The following is an 18112-nucleotide window of genomic DNA, read 5'->3' as shown; positions in this document are numbered from 1 at the left end:
CGTACGCGGTGATTAACCGCGGATCATGTTGCGCAGCACGTACTGCAGGATGCCGCCGTTGCGGTAGTAGTCGGCCTCACCGGGGGTGTCGATGCGCACGACCGCGTCGAACTCCACCTTCGAGCCGTCTTCCTTGGTGGCGGTGACCTTCAGGGTCTCCGGGGTGACACCCTCGTTCAGCGCGGTGATGCCCGCGATGTCGAAGGTCTCGGTGCCGTCGAGGCCCAGCGAGGCCGCCGACTGACCGGCCGGGAACTGCAGCGGGATGACGCCCATGCCGATGAGGTTGGAGCGGTGGATGCGCTCGAACGACTCCGTGATGACGGCCTTCACGCCCAGCAGGCTGGTGCCCTTGGCAGCCCAGTCGCGCGAGGAGCCCGAACCGTACTCCTTGCCGCCCAGCACGACCAGCGGGATGCCCGCGGCCTGGTAGTTCTGCGAGGCGTCGTAGATGAACGCCTGCGGGCCACCGTCCTGGGTGAAGTCGCGGGTGTAGCCACCCGAGACGTCGTCGAGCAGCTGGTTGCGCAGCCGGATGTTGGCGAAGGTGCCGCGGATCATCACCTCGTGGTTACCACGACGCGAGCCCAGCGAGTTGTAGTCCTTGCGGGCCACACCGTTGGCGTCGAGGTACTGCGCGGCGGGGGTGCCGGGCTTGATCGGGCCGGCCGGGGAGATGTGGTCGGTGGTGACCGAGTCGCCCAGCAGCGCCAGCACGCGCGCGCCGGTGATGTCGGTGACCGGGGACGGCTCCATCTGCATGCCGTCGAAGTACGGCGCCTTGCGGACGTAGGTCGACTTGTCGTCCCACGCGAAGGTGTCGCCCTCCGGGGTGGCCAGGTTCTGCCAGCGCTCGTCACCGTCGAACACGGTGGCGTAGGACTTCTTGAACATCTCCTGGTTGATCGCCGACTTGATGGTGTCGTCGATCTCCTGCGGGGACGGCCAGATGTCCTTCAGGAACACGTCGTTGCCGTCGGAGTCCTGGCCCAGGGCGTCGGTCTCGAAGTCGAAGTCCATGGTGCCCGCGAGCGCGTAGGCGATGACCAGCGGCGGGGAGGCCAGGTAGTTCATCTTCACGTCGGGGGAGATGCGGCCCTCGAAGTTGCGGTTACCGGACAGCACGGCGGTCACCGACAGGTCGTTGTCGTTGATCGCGGCCGAGATCTCCTCGGGCAGCGGGCCGGTGTTGCCGATGCAGGTGGTGCAGCCGTAGCCACCCACGTAGAAGCCCAGCTTCTCCAGGTACGGCCACAGGCCGGCCTTCTCGTAGTAGTCCGAGACGACCTGCGAGCCCGGCGCCATGTTGGTCTTGACCCACGGCTTGGTGGACAGGCCCTTCTCCACCGCGTTGCGGGCCAGCAGGGCGGCGCCCAGCATGACCGACGGGTTGGAGGTATTGGTGCAGGAGGTGATGCCCGCGACCACGACGGCGCCGTGGTCGAGCACGAAGTCACCACGCTCGGCGGAGCGAACCGTGACCGGCTTGGACGGACGACCCTCGGCGCCGTTGGCGGCCGAGTGGGCGGGAACGTAGGTGTCGTCGGCGGCACCGGCCGAGACCGAGACCGGATCCGAGGCCGGGAAGGTCTCCTCGACGCCCTCGTCCAGCGCGGTCAGGTCGGCCGAGTCGACGTAGTTCACGATGTCGGAACGGAACGCGGACTTCGACTCGCTCAGCAGGATGCGGTCCTGCGGGCGCTTCGGACCGGCGATGGACGGCACCACGGTGCCCAGGTCCAGCTCCAGGTACTCGGAGTAGGCCGGCTCGTGGTCGGGGTCGTGCCACAGGCCCTGTTCCTTGGCGTAGGCCTCGACCAGCGCGAGCTGCTCGTCGGACCGGCCGGTCAGGCGCAGGTAGTTCACGGTCTCGGCGTCGATCGGGAAGATCGCGGCGGTGGAACCGAACTCGGGGCTCATGTTGCCCAGGGTGGCGCGGTTGGCCAGCGGGACCTCGGCCACACCCTTGCCGTAGAACTCGACGAACTTGCCGACCACACCGTGCTTGCGCAGCATGTCGGTGACGGTGAGCACCACGTCGGTGGCGGTGACGCCCGGCTTGATCTCACCGGTCAGCTTGAAGCCGACGACGCGCGGGATCAGCATGGAGACCGGCTGGCCCAGCATCGCGGCCTCGGCCTCGATGCCACCCACGCCCCAGCCCAGCACGCCCAGGCCGTTGACCATGGTGGTGTGCGAGTCGGTGCCGACACAGGTGTCGGGGTAGGCCTGGCCGTTGCGGACCATGACCGTGGGGGCCAGGTACTCGATGTTGACCTGGTGCACGATGCCCATGCCCGGGGGTACGACCTTGAAGTCGTCGAAGGCGCCCTGGCCCCAGCGCAGGAACTGGTACCGCTCGCCGTTGCGCTCGTACTCGAGCTCGACGTTGCGCTCCAGCGCGTCCGCGCGGCCGAAGACGTCCAGGATCACCGAGTGGTCGATGACCATGTCGGCGGGGGAGAGCGGGTTGACCTTGTTCGGGTCGCCGCCGAGGGTGGCCACGGCCTCGCGCATGGTGGCGAGGTCGACGACACAGGGCACGCCGGTGAAGTCCTGCATGATCACACGCGCCGGGGTGAACTGGATCTCGACGTTCGGCTGCGCCGACGGGTCCCAGTTGGCGATCGCGCGGATGTGATCGGCGGTGATGTTGGCGCCGTCCTCGGTGCGCAGCAGGTTCTCCGCCAGCACCTTCAGGGCGTAGGGCAGCTTCTCGGTGCCGGGAACGGCCGAGAGACGGAAGATCTCGTAGGAGTTGCTTCCGGCCTCGAGCGTGCCCTTGGCGCCGAAGGTATCAATCTTCGTCACGTCAGCTCCACTCATCTGTGAGGGTGTGCCGCCGGCGGGGCTGTGCCGGCGACTCGCGTCTTCGGAGGGGGTTCCGGCGCCGTGAGATGCCGGATTCCTCGCCGTACGAGCCTAACAGTACGCTTGTCCTATGAAATGCGCGGGGGCGGTTGAGCGTGCCGTGCGGGCATGTTCGCGCGCGGCGTCGCGTACTGTGCCTGTCGAGCGAGTCGGGGAATGACGCGTTGACGCTCACCCTGCAGTGTTGGATGCCCGTCGCAACGCAGGCGACCGTGGCTCGACAGACCGGATGGAAGATGACCGTCTTGCACACCTTTGCGCCGATGGCCGCGGAACTGCCGCCCAATATTGTGCTGAGCAGTGTCCGGTCCGATCTCGCCGACAATCACGTCGCCGCCCCGAAGGGTGTGAACCAGGAGAAGCTGGCGGCGATCGTCGCCCAGGCGCGATCCGAGGGGATCCCGCTGAGCGTCGTCGTCGTTCCCGGCAACCCCGGCCACGACTCGAGCCTACGTGACCTGGCCACCGAGGTGGGCAAAAGCACGGAGGGCACCGTCGCGGTGTTCAGCGACGACTGGATCGGCACCCACAGCGACAGCATCAGCCGGGTCCGGCTGGAATGGGCCGAGGACGCGGCCAAGTACAAGGGCAACCACCCCGAGGAGGCCGTGCAGGCCTTCGTGGGCCGGCTCGAGCAGCCCGAGGGCGTGTCCTGGGGTGCGATCACCGGCGTGCTGCTGACGCTCACCGTGCTGGCCATCGCCGGGCTCTATGTCGTGAAGGCGCGGCGCGGTCCCGACGACGATGCGCGGGATCCGGCCGCCGTGTCGGGGCGCGACACGGGTTCTCTCCAGTAACTGGTTTCCCTTACGCCACATTTCCAGACCTGCGGTCTGTTTTTGTGCTGCAAACCTGTCGCTCGTCAGGCTAATTTCGGGCAATCGTCAAATTACACGCCTGTCATCCTGTGGCTGATGTTTCCTTTGTGAACTATGTGTCGTACGGTTGCGGTGATCGCGATCGTGAAGGCAGTGGTAAAGGGGGCATTGGTCGACTCCTGTGGTCGATGGGTGGGCTGATGCGCCGGTGACGTATGTCGAGTCGAGTCACTCGGAGGTGCCGTGCGCGCAGCGGGCAGGCAGGACGAACCAGGTCTATTACGGGTAGCGGCAGGATTGCTGCTGGCGCTGGCCCTCCTCGCGAGCGCGGGACCGGTCGCGGCGGTGCCACCGCCGCCGCCCAACCCGTCCGACGGGGAGATCGCGGGCGCCGGCGCCCAGGTCGACGCCCGCGTCGGCGAGATCGGCGTCCTGATCAACCGCGTCGCCGCGGCCGATCAGCAGCTGCGCGCCCTCGACGACGTGCTCGCCGCGAAACGCGAAGCGGTCAACCAGGCGCTCGTCGACCTGCAGAGCGCCAGGGACGCCGCCGATGCGGCCGCGGCCGCCGTCGCCGATTCACAGAATCTGCTGGCCGACGCGGGCGCGAAAGTCGCGGGCGCGCGCCAGGAGTTCGACCAGCTCGCGACCCAGGCCTACGTGCGCCCGGTCAACAGCTCGGTCGTCACCTACCTCGCCTCCGCCACCCCCGACACCGCGATGGACCGCGCCCAGGTGCTGAGCATGGTCTCCAAGAACCAGCGTCAGGTGCTCGACGACCTGCGCCGCACCCAGATCGCCCAGGCCAACCAGAATGCCGCGGCCCGGCAGGCCAAGACCGACGCCGACGCCGCCGCGGGCGCGGCCGAACAGAAGAAGAACGCCGCCCAAACCGCGATGTCGGTGGCCAAGAACGAATTCGACGCCCAGTCCGTCGCCCGCGACAACCTCCAGCGTGACCGCGCCGCCGCCCAGGCGGCCCTCGATGTCGCCCGCGCGACGGTGTCGGGGCTGCAGAGCCAGCGTGAGGTGTTCCTGGCCTGGGACGACCAGCGCAAGGCCGAGGTCACCGCACTGCTGGCCGCCGCCAATGCCGCCGCCCAGCGCGCCGCCGCCGACCAGGCCGCCCGCGACCGCGCCGCCCGCCTCGGGGAAGGGCAGCGCCCGCACACCGAACTCGAATCCACCCCGGCCTCGCCGCGCAAGACCAAACCCCGCCCGACGCGCCCACAGGTCACCGGCTCGGCGGCGATCGAGACGGTGATCGACCGGGCCATGTCGCAGCTCGGCGTCACCTATGCCTGGGGCGGTGGCGACGAGGACGGGCCCACCCTCGGGATCCGCGACGGCGGCACCGCCGACGCCCACGGCGACTACAACAAGATCGGCTTCGACTGCTCCGGCCTGATGCTCTACGCCTTCGCCGGCATCGGGGTGTCCCTGCCGCACTACAGCGGCTATCAGTACAACGCGGGCACCCGCGTCGACGTCGACGACCGCGAACGCGGCGACATGCTGTTCTGGGGCCCCGGCGGCAGCGCGCACGTCGCCCTGTACCTGGGCGACGGCACCATGATCGAAGCCCCCGAATCCGGTGACGTCGTGAAGATCTCGCCGGTCCGCGAGGACGGGATCATGCCGTACGCGGTCCGCATCGTCACCGAGTAGGCGCCGCGCGGTCGCCGCGCCGGTCAGGTGGTGGCGACCAGGGTCGCGTAGACGATGACATTGGCCAGGTAGCGGCCTCGGTCCGGGTCGAAGGTGCCGCCGCAGGTGATGAGGCGCAGGCGGGCGGTGCCGTCGTCGGCGAAGACCCGGTCGGTGGGGAACTCGGTCTTGTCGACCGACTCGGTGCGGTCGACGACGAAGTGCGCCGTGCGGCCGTCGGCCCTGGTCACCAGGACCTCGTCACCGGCGGCGAGTTCGCCCAGCCGGAAGAACACGGCGGGTCCGCTCGTCGAGTCGACGTGTCCGAGAATCACCGCCGGGCCCGCCTCGCCGGGGCTGGCACCCGGCTCGAACCACGTCGTGTGCGCGAAATCCGCAGGCGCGGCGAGTGCTCCGCTCGTGGTCGTGCCGCTGCGTCCCGGGCTGGTGTCGAGTCCGATCCGCGGAATCTCCAGCCGGACCGGCGCCGAGCGGTCCAGCGGCGCGGCCGCCGCGACGGTGCCCGGCAATGCGGTGTCGACGTGGGCAGGCGGCGGTTCGGCTTGTCCGGGCACCCGCGTGGCGGCGGTGACGAAGAATCCCGCCGCCACGCCGACCAGGACCGACGCCACCACCACGGTCCGGACGGTCCGTGCCCGCGACCTGCCGATCACCACCCAATCCTTCCCGCGCAGTGCCGGTTTCGCCTGCCGACCGGCCCGGTTGCCCTCGGGCCTGCAGGTCGACGGTGCCGAGTACCCGTGTGCGTGGCGCGCCGGTGAGCAGCCGGCTCCGTGCGGCGATCGCGGGCCGTCCGGCAGTTCGATCGGCGGATCGGCCCCCAGCCGGACCACGCCGGCGAGATCGGCGTCGGCGCGTTCGACTGCGTCACCCGGGACGGGATCGGCTGGTCACCGCACAGGCGGCGCCGACCGGCGCCGGCAGCGGAGCATTGCGCGCTCGGGCCGCCGTTGCGCCGTCGACGGTGTCGTCCGCGCGGCAGCGCGGCACCGGGTTCTTCCCTGGCGGTGCGGCCGCGCAGCCGCCACACTGTCTCCGGTTGTCGGGTCATGCCCGGTTCCGCCGGGCGGGGTGCCGGTCGCGGGTCACGGCGACAGCGGCGCCGAGCAGTGCCAGCACGCCGAACCCCGCCAGCATCAACCGATCGTCGGTGAACCGTCCGCCCGCGCCGGTCTCGGGTGCGCCGGAGGGTGCTCCGTACCCCTGCGCGGTGGACGTGGTGGCTCCGCCACCGGTGAGAGTCGCCCCGCTGGACCGGCCGGACTCGTGCGTGTCGCCGGAGTTGGTCGAGTCGCCGGAATCGGTCTCCGGGGCGGTGGATCCACCCGGACCGTTGCCGTCCGCAGCCGGCGGGGTGGGCGACGGTTCGCTGTGCTCACCGGACGTGCCGGGCCCCTGGGAAGACCCCGCCCCCGCCAATGCACCGCCGAGCGCTGCGCCACCCAACGCGGCGCTGCCGACTGCCGCACTGCCGACTCCTGCGCTGCCGACTGCCGCACTGCCGACTCCTGCGCTGCCGACTGCCGCACTGCCGACACCTGCGCTGCCGACTGCCGCACTGCCGACACCTGCGCTGCCGAGTGCGGCGCTGCCGAGTGCGGCACTGCCGACTGCCGCGCTGCCGAGTGCGGCGCTGCCGAGTGCCGCGCTGCCGACTCCTGCGCTGCCGGTGCCGAGCAGTAGCGCCAACGTCCCGATGCTGCTGCCGAGTCCGAGTGCGCCGGCCCCCGCACTACCGGTGGCGAGGGCTCCCGCACTGCCGGTGCCCAGTGCCGCCGCGCTTCCGGTGCCGAGCACTCCCGCGAGACCAGTGCCGAGGGTCCCTGCGCTGCCGGTGCCGAGGGCTCCCGCGAGACCAGTGCCGAGGGTCCCTGCGCTGCCGGTGCCGAGGGCTCCCGCGAGACCGGTGCCAAGGGCCCCTGCGCTGCCGGTGCCGAGCACCCCCGCGAGGCTGGTGCCTAGGGCCCCCGCGCTTCCGGTACCGAGCAGCGCGCTCAGACCTGTCGCCGCACCGGCCCCGCCGACTGCGCTGCCCGTATCGAGCAGGGCGGCGAGGACGCCCAGGCCGGCGGAACTTCCATTGGCGGCACTGCCCGACCCTAGAAGTGTCGTGCCGCTGCCCGAGGCCGCCGCGCTACCGCTGCCGAGTGCGCCCCCGGCGCCGAGCGCTTCAGAGCTCCCGGCTGCCAAAGCGCTACCCGCGCCGAGCGCATCCGCGCTGCCGGTTGCGAGGGCGCTGCCGGTGCCGAGCGTGTCGGTGCTGCCGGTTGCGAGGGCGCTGCCGGTGCCGAGCGTGTCGGTGCTGCCGGTTGCGAGGGCGCTGCCGGTGCCGAGCGTGTCGGTGCTGCCGGTTGCGAGGGCGCTGCCGGTGCCGAGCGTGTCGGTGCTGCCGGTCGCGAGGGCGCTTCCGGTGCCGAGCGTGTCGGCGCTGCCGGTCGCGAGGGCGCTTCCGGTGCCGAGCGCGTCGGCGCTGCCGGTCGCGAGGGCGCTGCCGGTGCCGAGCGCGTCGGCGCTGCCGCTCGTCACTGCGCCTCCGGTGCCGAGTGCTTCGGAGCTGCCGGAGGCCGACGCGCTGCCGGTGCCACCGGCCGACGCGCTGCCGGGTCCCAGCGCGCTGCCGGTGCCGACGGCGCCGGGACCGCCCGATCCGGTCGCGCTGCCGGTGCCCAGGGCTTCCGCGCCGTTGAGAAGGCCGGTCCCCGAGCCTGTTCCTGATGATCCGGCACCGGGTCCCAGCCCGAGTTCGGTGCCCGCGCCCGACGTGCTTCCGGTGCCCGGCGCGCCCGTGGATCCGGATCCGGAGCCGAGCCCGAGTTCGGTTCCAGCGCCGCCGCCGGATCCGGTGCCGAGGCCGAGTTCGGTGCCTACGGCGCCGCTGCCGGTGTCGAGTGCACCGCCGGTGCTCGCCCCGGAACTGCCGGTACCCAGGCCGAGCGTGGTGCCTGCCGTACTGGATCCGGTGCCGAGATCGAGGCCGGCCGAACCGGTGTCGACGCCGATCCCGATCCCGGGCGGGGAGAGGGGGTTCGCCAGCGCGGTGGGGGCGGCGGCGAGGCCGACGGCCGCCACGGTGACGACCACGGCCGACGGCAGCAAACCGCGAGAGAATCGCGAGGAGTGGGAAAACCGCATGAAGATCACCTTCTATGGATCGAAACAATCCGACAGGCCGGTATGGATTCATAAAACGGATCGGCGTGTGGAGATGGTCCATAGAACCGCAACGAGGTCGGCAGAAGTACCGCTGAACTGTGTGTCCAAGGCCACGAACGCACCGACCGGGGCGCCGACCTGGGCGGGTGGCCGCCGGTGAATCCGGATCGTTACCGCCGGTAACCGATGCGAGCCAGATCATGTTGCTGAAAATTTGCCGCTGTGCTCCGGCCGGTCCGGCGCGACCCGCGGGTGTCCGCGTCGCGCGGGCGACCGGCACGCGACATGCGTAGGGTGACGGGCATACCGAGCTGGGCTGGGTAAGACGACGAATTCGCGTCCACTCCTGGCCGGTTGCGGCGCGCCGGGCTATTACCTGGAATAGTTGGGGCGGCACGCACAGGACCAAAGCGAAAGCGGGGATGTTGGTGACTTCGACGGAAGGTGTGAGCGGGCCGAAGCTGGCGAAGGACGCCGGTACGGCAACGCCGAGCACCCTGGAGCGTGACGTCCAGACTCTCGAGAAGGCGATCTACGAGGTCAAACGGGTCATCGTCGGTCAGGATCGCCTCGTCGAGCGGCTGCTCGTGGGCGTGTTGTCGCGCGGTCACGTCCTGCTCGAGGGCGTGCCCGGTGTCGCGAAGACCCTCGCGGTGGAAACCTTCGCCAAGGTCGTCGGCGGCTCGTTCTCGCGCGTGCAGTTCACCCCCGACCTGGTGCCCACCGACCTCATCGGTACCCGCATCTACCGTCAGGGCCGCGAGGAGTTCGACACCGAACTCGGCCCGGTCGTCGCGAACTTCGTGCTCGCCGACGAGATCAACCGCGCCCCCGCCAAGGTGCAGTCGGCCCTGCTCGAGGTGATGGCCGAGCGCAAGCTGTCGATCGGTGGCAAGACCTACCCGATGCCCGATCCGTTCCTGGTCATGGCGACCCAGAACCCGATCGAGAGCGAGGGCGTGTACCCGCTGCCCGAGGCCCAGCGCGACCGCTTCCTGTTCAAGGTCGTCGTCGACTACCCCTCGGTCGAGGAAGAGCGCGAGATCATCTACCGGATGGGCGTCACCCCGCCGGAGCCCAAGCAGATCCTGGCGCCCGAGGACATCATCCGCCTGCAGAAGCTGGCCGCCAACGTCTTCGTCCACCACGCCCTGGTCGACTACGTCGTCCGGGTGATCACCGCGACCCGCACGCCCGCCGAGTTCGGCATGCCCGATGTCGCCAACTGGATCTCCTACGGCGCCTCGCCGCGCGCCAGCCTCGGCATCATCGCGGCCGCGCGCGCCGTGGCGCTGATCCGCGGCCGCGACTACGTGGTGCCGCAGGACGTCGTCGAGGTGATCCCGGACGTGCTGCGTCACCGCCTGGTGCTGTCCTACGACGCGCTCGCCGACGAGGTCACCCCCGAGGAAGTCATCAAGCGGGTCCTGCAGACCGTCGGTCTGCCGCAGGTCGCGCCCCAGGCCGTCGGCGGCCAGGCCGCCCCGCAGCAGCAGCCCGCGGTCCCGCAGCCGCCTCAGCAACAGCCCGTGCCGCAGCCGGCGAACGGGCAGCAGTCCCAGCCCGCCGGCCACGTCGCGCCCCAGTGAGTGCGCCGGAACCCGTTGTCCGCGTGCCCGTGTCGTCGCACGCACCGCCGTCGTTCCGCGCCGGGGAACTGACCGACCCGAAGCTGTCCGCCGCGCTCAAGACGCTCGAGCTGACGGTGCGGCGCCGCCTCGACGGCGTGCTGCACGGCGACCACCAGGGCCTCATCCCCGGACCGGGCTCGGAACCGGGCGAGGCGCGGCTGTATCAGCCGGGTGACGATGTGCGGCAGATGGATTGGTCGGTCACCGCCCGCACCACCCATCCGCACGTGCGGCAGATGATCGCCGACCGCGAGCTCGAGACCTGGCTGGTGGTCGACCTGTCGTCGAGCCTGGACTTCGGCACCGGCCGGGTGCAGAAGCGCGACCTGGCGATCGCCGCCGCGGCCGCGGTCACCCACCTCACCTCCGGCGGCGGCAACCGGATCGGCGCGGTCGTCGCCACCGGTCAGGACCTGGTGCGCATCCCCGCGCGCAGCGGCCGCCTGCACGCGCAGACCATGCTGCGCGGCATCGCGACCACCCCGCACGCCCGCGACGGTGTGCGCGGTGACCTCAAGGCAGGCATCGAGTCGCTGCGCCGTCCGCAGCGCAAGCGCGGACTCGCCGTCGTCATCAGCGACTTCCTCGGCGACGTCGACTGGCAGCGTTCGCTGCGCGCGATCTCGGCCCGGCACGATCTGCTCGCGGTGGAGGTGCTCGACCCGCTCGACGTCGCCCTGCCCGACGGCGGCGACGTGGTGCTGCACGATCCGGAATCGGGCCGCACCCGCGAATTCAGCGTCACCCCCACGCTGCGCGCCGACTTCGCCGCGGCGGCCAAGGCCCAGCGTGAGCAGGTGCAGCAGGCGCTGCGCAGCTGTGGCGCGCCGGTGCTGTCGCTGCAGACCGATCGGGACTGGATCGCCGACGTGGTCCGGTTCGTGTCCACCCGGCGCCACAGCCTCGGCGCCCCGAGCGGGCGGGTGCCTCGCCAGTGAGTATTTCGCATTTCACCGCCGTCGTCTGGCTCGGCTTCCTGCTCGTCGTGGCGCTGCTGGTGCTCGGCTATGTGCTGGTGCAGCGCGCCCGGCACAAGCGGATGCTGCAGTTCGGCAACATGACCGTGCTCGAGCGGGTCGCCCCGTCGCGGCCGAGCCCGATGCGGCACGTGCCGATCGCGCTCATCCTGGCCGGCCTGGTGCTGCTGACCATCGCCGCCGCGGGCCCCACCGCCGTGCAGAAGGTGCCGCGCAACCGGGCCACCGTCGTGCTGGTGATGGACGTGTCGCTGTCGATGGAGGCGACCGACGTCGAACCCAACCGGCTGCAGGTCGCGCAGAAGGCCGGTAAGGAATTCGTCGACGGGCTGACCCCCGGCATCAACCTCGGTTTCGTCACCTTCGCCGGTACCGCCTCGGTGATGGTGTCGCCCACGACCAACCGCGAAGCCGTCAAGCACTCGATCGACAACATCAAGCTGGCCGAACGCACCGCCACGGGCGAGGGCATCCTCACCGCGCTGCAGTCGATCGACACCCTGGCCGCGGTGCTGGGCGGCGCGGAGACCCCGCCGCCCGCGCGCATCGTGCTCATGTCCGACGGCAAGCAGACCGTGCCCGACGACAAGGACGTCGACAACCCGAGGCACGGTTTCACCGCCGCCCGGCTGGCCAAGAACAAGAACATCCCGGTCTCCACGATCTCCTTCGGCACCGAATGGGGCACGGTCGAGATCCCCGATTCCGACGGCAAGGGGTCGCAGCGGGTCAAGGTGCCCGTCGACAACGCCTCGCTGCAGGAGATCGCCAAGCTGTCCGGCGGCGAGTTCTACACCGCGTCCTCGCTGGCCGAGCTGCGTGCCGTCTACGACACGCTCGAGGAGCAGATCGGCTACGAGACCACCAGGGGCGACGCGAGCAGACCGTGGCTGCTGCTGGGCATGTTGTTCGTCGCCGCGGGCGTCGTGGTCAGTCTGCTCTATCGTCAACGCCTGCCCTAGCACTGCAACCCCGCGTTGTGAGTAGTCGCAACGGCGCGACCCTGGCGCGGGGCACACGAACCGGAACAGATAGGTTGGACCCTATGTCGAACGTCACATCCCGCTCGGTCCTGGTGACCGGTGGCAACCGCGGTATCGGTCTCGCGGTCGCCCAGCGTCTGCTCGCCGACGGCCACAAGGTCGCCGTCACGCACCGCGGATCGGGGGTGCCCGAAGGTCTGTTCGGCGTGAAATGCGATGTCACCGACAGTGAGTCGGTCGACCGGGCGTTCACCGAGGTCGAGGAGCACCAGGGACCGGTCGAGGTGCTGGTGGCGAATGCGGGTATCACCGACGACACGCTGCTGATGCGCATGACCGAGGACCAGTTCGAGCGCGTCATCGACGCCAACCTGACCGGCGCCTTCCGCTGTGCCAAGCGCGCCAACCGCGCCATGCTGCGGGCGCGCTGGGGCCGGATGATCTTCCTCGGCTCCGTCGTCGGCCTCGGCGGTGGCCCCGGCCAGATCAACTACGCCTCGTCCAAGGCCGGTGTGATCGGCATGGCGCGCTCCATCACTCGTGAGCTGGGCTCGCGCTCGATCACCGCGAACGTGGTGGCGCCCGGTTTCATCGAGACCGACATGACGGCCGAGCTGCCCGAGGACCTGAAGGAAACCGCCAAGAAGTTCATCCCGCTGGGCCGCCTGGGCCAGGCCGAGGACGTCGCCGCGGTGGTCAGCTTCCTGGCGTCGGAGGACTCGCGTTACGTCACCGGTGCCGTCATCCCGGTCGACGGCGGCATGGGCATGGGTCACTGACCCGCTAACGGATCGCACCGCGCCGCCGACAATCCGGTGGCGTACGAAACGACCACCAGATTTCAGGAGAACCGAAAACTCATGGGCGGACTGCTCGAAGGCAAGACCATTCTGGTCACCGGCATCATCACCGATTCGTCGATCGCGTTCAGCGCGGCCGCGGTCGCGCAGGAGCAGGGCGCGAAGGTGATCATCACCGGCATCCCGGAGCGGCTGCGGCTGATCGACCGCATCGCCAAGCGCCTGCCGCAGGAGGTGCCGCCGGCGATTCCGCTCGACGTCACCAACGAGGAGAACCTGGGCGCGCTGGCCGACGCCATCCGCGCGCTGGCGCCCGAGGGCGTCGACGGCGTGCTGCACTCGATCGCCTTCGCGCCCAAGACCCTGATGGGCCCGGACGCGGTGCCGTTCCTGGAGGGCCCCGGCCCCGATGTGGCGAAGTCCTTCGAGATCTCCGCGTGGAGCTACGCCTCGCTGGCCCGCGCCGTGCTGCCCGTGATGAACGAGGGCGGCTCCATCGTCGGCATGGACTTCGATCCGCGCGTGGCGATGCCGTACTACAACTGGATGGGCGTCTCCAAGGCGGCGCTGGAATCGGTGAACCGGTACGTGGCCCGGGAAGTGGGTTACGCCAAGAAGATCCGGTCCAACCTGATCGCCGCGGGTCCGGTGAAGACCCTCGCGGCCAAGGCCATCGCGGGCACCGCCACCGACGACGCCAAGCAGCTGCGTCAGCTCGACGAGTACTGGGACGGCGCCTCCCCGATCGGCTGGGACGGTGCCGACGCGCGCGCCGTGGGCAAGTCCATCGTGGCGCTGCTCTCGGATTGGCTGCCCGCCACCACCGGCTCGATCATCTACGTCGACGGCGGTGCCAGCCACAACATGTGGTTCCCGGAGAACTTCACCAACTGATCCCGAGACGAAGGAGGCGCGGACCGTGTCCGGCTCCGCCGACGCACTGCTGCTGCTGTCCTTCGGTGGCCCCGAGGGCCCCGAGGACGTCATTCCTTTCCTGGAGAACGTCACTCGGGGTCGCGGGATCCCCCGCGCGCGCCTCGACGAGGTCGCCCAGCACTACCTGCATTTCGGCGGGGTCTCGCCGATCAACGCGCTGAACCGGCAGATCATCGCCGCGCTCGAGGCCGATCTGGCCGACGCCGGACTCGACCTGCCGGTGTATTTCGGCAACCGCAACTGGCATCCGATGGTGGAGGACACCGTCGCCACGATGACCGCCGACGGTGTGCGCTCGGCGCTGGTGTTCCCCACCTCGGCCTGGGGTGGTTACTCCGGCTGCCGCCAGTACGACGAGGACATCGCCCGCGCCCGCACCGCCGTCGGCGCCGACGCGCCCCAGCTGACGAAACTGCGCCAGTACTACGATCATCCGCTGCTGATCGCCTCGTTCGCCGACGCCGTCACCGCCGCGCTCGGCCGTCTCCCTGCCGACCGGCGCGATGGTGCGCGCCTGGTGTTCACCGCGCACTCGATCCCCGTCTCGGCCGACATCGCCGCGGGCCCGCCGGCCGACGGCGGCAGGCTCTACAGCAGGCAGGTCGCCGAAGCGGCCCGATTGTGTGCCGCCGCAACCGGTTTCGCCGACTACGACGTGGTCTGGCAGTCCCGGTCCGGGCCACCGCAGGTGCCGTGGCTGGAACCCGACATCGTGGACCACCTGGAAGTGTTGCACGGCAAGGGGATCGACGCCGTCGTGGTGTGCCCGGTCGGTTTCGTCTCCGACCATCTCGAGGTGATCTGGGACCTGGACAACGAGGCGGCCGACAAGGCGGCCGAACTCGGGATGGCCTTCGCGCGCGCGGGGACGCCCGGCACCGATGCCCGCTTCTCCCGGATGATCGTCGAGCTGGTCCAGGAGCAGCTCGCCGGTGGCGCGGTCCGGGAACTCGGCGAGGTCCCCGGCTACGGCTGCACCGTCGACGGTGCGCTCTGTGCGCCCGGATGCTGCGCCCCGGCAGCGCGTCCGGCGCGGTCCTGAACACAACCGGATAAACATTCGCCGGGCCGGTGTGGTGCGGGGAGTAGGCTTTGCGGTGTTGTGCTCGACAGATCGGAGGACTTCCGATGCGTTCGATGACCCGCCGTGCCAGGTCCACGGGCCTGCTGCTCGTCCTGGCCGCGACCGCCCTCGGGATCAGCGGCTGTGGCAACGACTCCGGCTACGACGACGCGGGCCCCACCCCGACAGAACCCACCATCTCGCAACCCTCGGTCGACGAACTGTGCGGGATCCTCGACGGACAGAAGGGCACCTGGCACGCGCTGGGTCCCCGCGTGGCGCGGGTGGCGTTCACCGGGGCGATGAAGCTGTGGACGGTCCAGGACACCGTCGCCAATTCCGCCATCTCCTGGAACCGGAACATCGTCGACACCGTCACCACCCAGACGTGCCCGGTGGTCCGTGACGAGACCCTGGTCGTCCTCGACGTCCCCGACCTGAAAACGGCACTCGGCGGATTCTGAACCGTCCTCGGCGGTGCCCTCCGGATGTCGGTAGGCCCGCGTACCTCGGACGCCCGTGCCCCTCGCGCGGAACAGTCGAGTAGTCGCTTACGCGCGCGCACCGGAACCTTCGGGGCGCATTCTCGTCCCACCTGCACGACAGGAGAGGACGATGCGATGCGAACCGGTTCGACCTGATCCGACGTCGGCCCCGCGCCGGGTTTCCGGGCCGAGTGCCCGGCACCGGGCGAGCGACCCTGCCGGGACCCGTCTGCGCCGAGTGGCGGCGCTCGCCGCGCTGGCTGCCGCGGCCACGCTGACGATCAGCTGTGTGCGGCCCGCGGCCGACCCGATCTCCACCGATGCCGCCGGCCCCGGCCACTCGGCCTCCGCGGATCAGGACCCGGGCGGGGGATCGCCCACCGGTCGGGATTCCGGAGGAGGCGAATCGTCCGGTGGGCAGGACTTCGGTGGCGGGGCGTCATCCGGCGGTCAGAATGCCGGTGGCGGACAGGCACCTGGCGGCCCGATCGGACAGTCCGGTGGCGGAAACGGCGCCCCGGGCGCCCCGGTCGGCCCGGGCTCACGCCCGCCCGCCGGTGGTGCTCCACCGCCCGCACCGAAGCCGCCCGGCGGAAACCAGGCGAAAGGTTCCCCGGTCAAGATCCCCTCGTTCCAGGAAGTGGGCAGCACCTTCACTCCGGAACTACAGGGCCGCATCGAAGCCGCCGCCGCCGCAGCCTGCACCGAAGCCGGCCACGACGCGAACTGCCTCCCCCTGTCCTACGTCATCACGAATCCCGACGAACGGGAATGCACTTTCGGCGGCCTGTCACCCAGCGGCGGAACAGTCGCCGCCGGCACCGCGGTGACGGTGCAACTCTCCGGCAGCGAACCATGCCCGGCCACCGGCGACGGCACCAGCGGGACTGGCGGGACTGGCGGCACTGGCGAGACCGGCGGCACCGGTGGCACGGGCGGGACTGGCGGCACTGGCGAGACCGGCGGCACCGGTGGCACCGGTGGCACCGGTGGCAACGGTGGCACCGGTGGCAACGGCGAGACTGGCAGCACGGGCGACACCGGCGGCACCGGCGGGACCGGTGGCACGGGCGGCACCGGCGGGACCGGGGACACGGGCGGGATCGGTGGAACCGGGGGCGGTGGCGAGACCGGAGGCGTCGGCGGGATCAGCGGCGCCTCGGGCGGTGACGGAACCGGTGGCGCGGGGTCGACTGGCGGTGGCACAGGCACCGGAGGCGGAACGGCTGGTGGCGTGGGCGAGACCAGCGGCGGAGGAGGCACCACTGGGGGTACCACGGGGTGGCGGCAGCAGTGGCGAGAGTAGCGGGACGACCGCAATCAGCGCTGGCGAGACGACCCATGGCATGGCGACCAGCGGATCGACGGGCGGTGTCTTCGACCCGTCCGGCTCCGGCACCGGCGACCCCGAGACGCCCCCGTGGCAGTCCGGTGGTTGACGGGATGGACACGGAGACCGTCATGAACAGCTGGACCGGAGCAACCGCCTTGCCTGCGGTCGTCACAGGACCCGACCGGCGGTGGCACGGGCACTGGCGGCGGCACAACCGGGCGGGCGCATCGGCGATGCCGGGACACACTGGCTGCGGTCCGGCGGTGGCACCGTGATGGAAAGGACGACGAGATGAGCACCGAAACGCACTCCTCCGGCGCGGCGCATTCCGGGAACGGCGCGCACCGTTCGACGGGCGCGGCGACGCCGGGTCCGACCCGGGAACCATCGGCCGGAACTGCGGCGGCGGCCCCGCCCACGGAGTCCGGTCTGACCCGGCTCGGGGTGATGATCCGGAATATTGCCGCGCCGATGACGCTGATCACCGCGCTGCTGTTCTTCTTCGGGTGGTCGCACGCGTACTGGTTCTTCGACTACTTCGGGGTGAACTCGACGACGATCGGGCTGACCACGCAGGACTATCTGATGCGGAGTCAGGATCCGCTGTTCCTCCCGCTCGCGGCGGGGGCGTGCCTGTTCCTGGGGTATCTGTTGTGCCGGAGGGTGATCCGGGAGTTCGTGGTGCCGCGAATGAGTGGGGTGCAGCGGCGGGTGCTGGTGCGGGTGACCATCGTCGCCGGGGTCGTGCTCGTCGCCGCGGGGCTGCTCAATATGGTCGTGGCGACGCCGTTGCGGACGGTGGTCGGCGCGCCGGGACTGTGCCTGGTGGGTGGGATCGTGCTGGTGGTGTCGGCCGTACGGTGGCGCCGGGCCGAGCCGGGGAACGAACCCGCCGGTGACGTGCTCACGGCGGGGGAGTGGGGTGCGGTGTTCGTGTTGATCGGTGTCGGGCTGTTCTGGGCGGTCGCCGACTACTCCGCGGCGGTCGGTACGGGCCGGGCGGTCGAGCAGGTCGCGGAGTTCGCCGAGCAGCCGAGTGTATCGGTCTATTCGGACAAGCGGCTGGGGCTGGCGGCGCCGGGGGTCGTCGAACTCCGTTGTCCCGCCGATGATTCCGCCTACCACTTCCGCTACGACGGGCTGAAACTCGTGCTGCAGTCGGGCAACCAGTACCTGCTGCTGCCTGCCTCGTGGAACAAGGACAACGGCGTGGCCTTCCTGCTCCCGCGCTCGGACGCCAATCGCATCGACTTCTTTCCCACGGGTGCGGTACCGCCACCTCATGACTGCCGGTGAATCCGGAACGCCAACCGGCACTTGCCGCTTCGCGCGCACACTGCGCTAGCATCTGCGCGCAGACCTTCGAGGGAAGGTGGACAGTCGTTACGGGGGAG

Annotated in this window: 14 protein-coding genes; 11 read left to right on the top strand and 3 right to left on the bottom strand. The window is 70.5% G+C overall.

The window, feature by feature from the left end:
• Positions 1–12: 12 nt before the first annotated feature.
• Positions 13–2826, bottom strand: a complete 2814-nt coding sequence (acnA, locus tag EL493_RS24050) for an aconitate hydratase AcnA (RefSeq protein WP_030203598.1) — start codon at positions 2824–2826, stop codon at positions 13–15.
• A 281-nt stretch (positions 2827–3107) separates the two neighbouring features.
• Here acnA and EL493_RS24045 point away from each other — a divergent pair, with 281 nt between their 5' ends.
• The gene (locus EL493_RS24045) at positions 3108–3668 is read left to right on the top strand and encodes an Rv1476 family membrane protein (protein ID WP_019047711.1); all 561 of its coding nucleotides are present in this window, start codon (positions 3108–3110) and stop codon (positions 3666–3668) included.
• Positions 3669–3986: 318 nt separating this feature from the next.
• Positions 3987–5357, top strand: a complete 1371-nt coding sequence (locus EL493_RS24040; RefSeq protein ID WP_019047710.1) for an NlpC/P60 family protein — start codon at positions 3987–3989, stop codon at positions 5355–5357.
• A 23-nt stretch (positions 5358–5380) separates the two neighbouring features.
• Here the strand turns inward: EL493_RS24040 and EL493_RS24035 are convergent, their stop codons facing one another.
• Both EL493_RS24035 and EL493_RS24030 read right to left on the bottom strand, forming a co-directional pair.
• Positions 5381–6010 (bottom strand): class F sortase, encoded by a 630-nt coding sequence (locus tag EL493_RS24035; RefSeq protein WP_022566316.1) that lies wholly within the window; start codon positions 6008–6010, stop codon positions 5381–5383.
• 394 nt (positions 6011–6404) lie between these two features.
• Positions 6405–8489, bottom strand: coding sequence for a beta strand repeat-containing protein (locus tag EL493_RS24030; protein ID WP_126405874.1), 2085 nt, complete (start codon positions 8487–8489; stop codon positions 6405–6407).
• Between the two features lie 443 nt (positions 8490–8932).
• Between EL493_RS24030 and moxR1 the strand changes: the two genes are divergently transcribed.
• The 9 genes from moxR1 to EL493_RS23985 all read left to right on the top strand — a co-directional run bounded on the left by moxR1 (position 8933) and on the right by EL493_RS23985 (position 18014).
• Positions 8933–10099 (top strand): chaperone MoxR1, encoded by a 1167-nt coding sequence (gene moxR1, locus EL493_RS24025; RefSeq protein WP_022566030.1) that lies wholly within the window; start codon positions 8933–8935, stop codon positions 10097–10099.
• A gap of 23 nt (positions 10100–10122) precedes the next feature.
• A complete protein-coding gene (locus EL493_RS24020; RefSeq protein WP_019050354.1) occupies positions 10123–11079 on the top strand; it encodes a DUF58 domain-containing protein in 957 nt (318 codons plus the stop codon).
• Complete coding sequence (locus EL493_RS24015) at positions 11076–12080, top strand: VWA domain-containing protein (RefSeq protein ID WP_019050353.1); 1005 nt, start codon at positions 11076–11078, stop codon at positions 12078–12080. The genes EL493_RS24020 and EL493_RS24015 overlap by 4 nt, the downstream gene beginning before the upstream one ends.
• Before the next feature lie 83 nt (positions 12081–12163).
• On the top strand, positions 12164–12880 hold the full coding sequence (gene fabG1 / locus EL493_RS24010; RefSeq protein ID WP_019050352.1) for a 3-oxoacyl-ACP reductase FabG1: 717 nt from the start codon (positions 12164–12166) through the stop codon (positions 12878–12880).
• Between the two features lie 81 nt (positions 12881–12961).
• Entirely contained in the window at positions 12962–13795 is an 834-nt protein-coding gene (gene inhA / locus EL493_RS24005; protein ID WP_019050351.1) for an NADH-dependent enoyl-ACP reductase InhA, read from the top strand.
• A 25-nt stretch (positions 13796–13820) separates the two neighbouring features.
• Positions 13821–14879, top strand: a complete 1059-nt coding sequence (locus EL493_RS24000; protein WP_019050350.1) for a ferrochelatase — start codon at positions 13821–13823, stop codon at positions 14877–14879.
• An 86-nt stretch (positions 14880–14965) separates the two neighbouring features.
• Positions 14966–15364, top strand: a complete 399-nt coding sequence (locus tag EL493_RS23995; protein ID WP_022566031.1) for a hypothetical protein — start codon at positions 14966–14968, stop codon at positions 15362–15364.
• Positions 15365–15623: 259 nt separating this feature from the next.
• Positions 15624–16691 carry a hypothetical protein gene (locus tag EL493_RS32785; RefSeq protein ID WP_030203611.1) on the top strand — a complete coding sequence of 356 codons (1068 nt, stop codon included), beginning with the start codon at positions 15624–15626 and terminating at the stop codon, positions 16689–16691.
• 318 nt (positions 16692–17009) lie between these two features.
• On the top strand, positions 17010–18014 hold the full coding sequence (locus EL493_RS23985; protein ID WP_022566033.1) for a hypothetical protein: 1005 nt from the start codon (positions 17010–17012) through the stop codon (positions 18012–18014).
• Positions 18015–18112 lie beyond the last annotated feature (98 nt).

Origin of the sequence: Nocardia asteroides (genome assembly GCF_900637185.1) — a bacterium.
GTDB lineage: Bacteria > Actinomycetota > Actinomycetes > Mycobacteriales > Mycobacteriaceae > Nocardia > Nocardia asteroides.
Note: the sequence above shows the minus strand (reverse complement) of the source record. Positions and strands in the feature narration are given on the sequence as shown.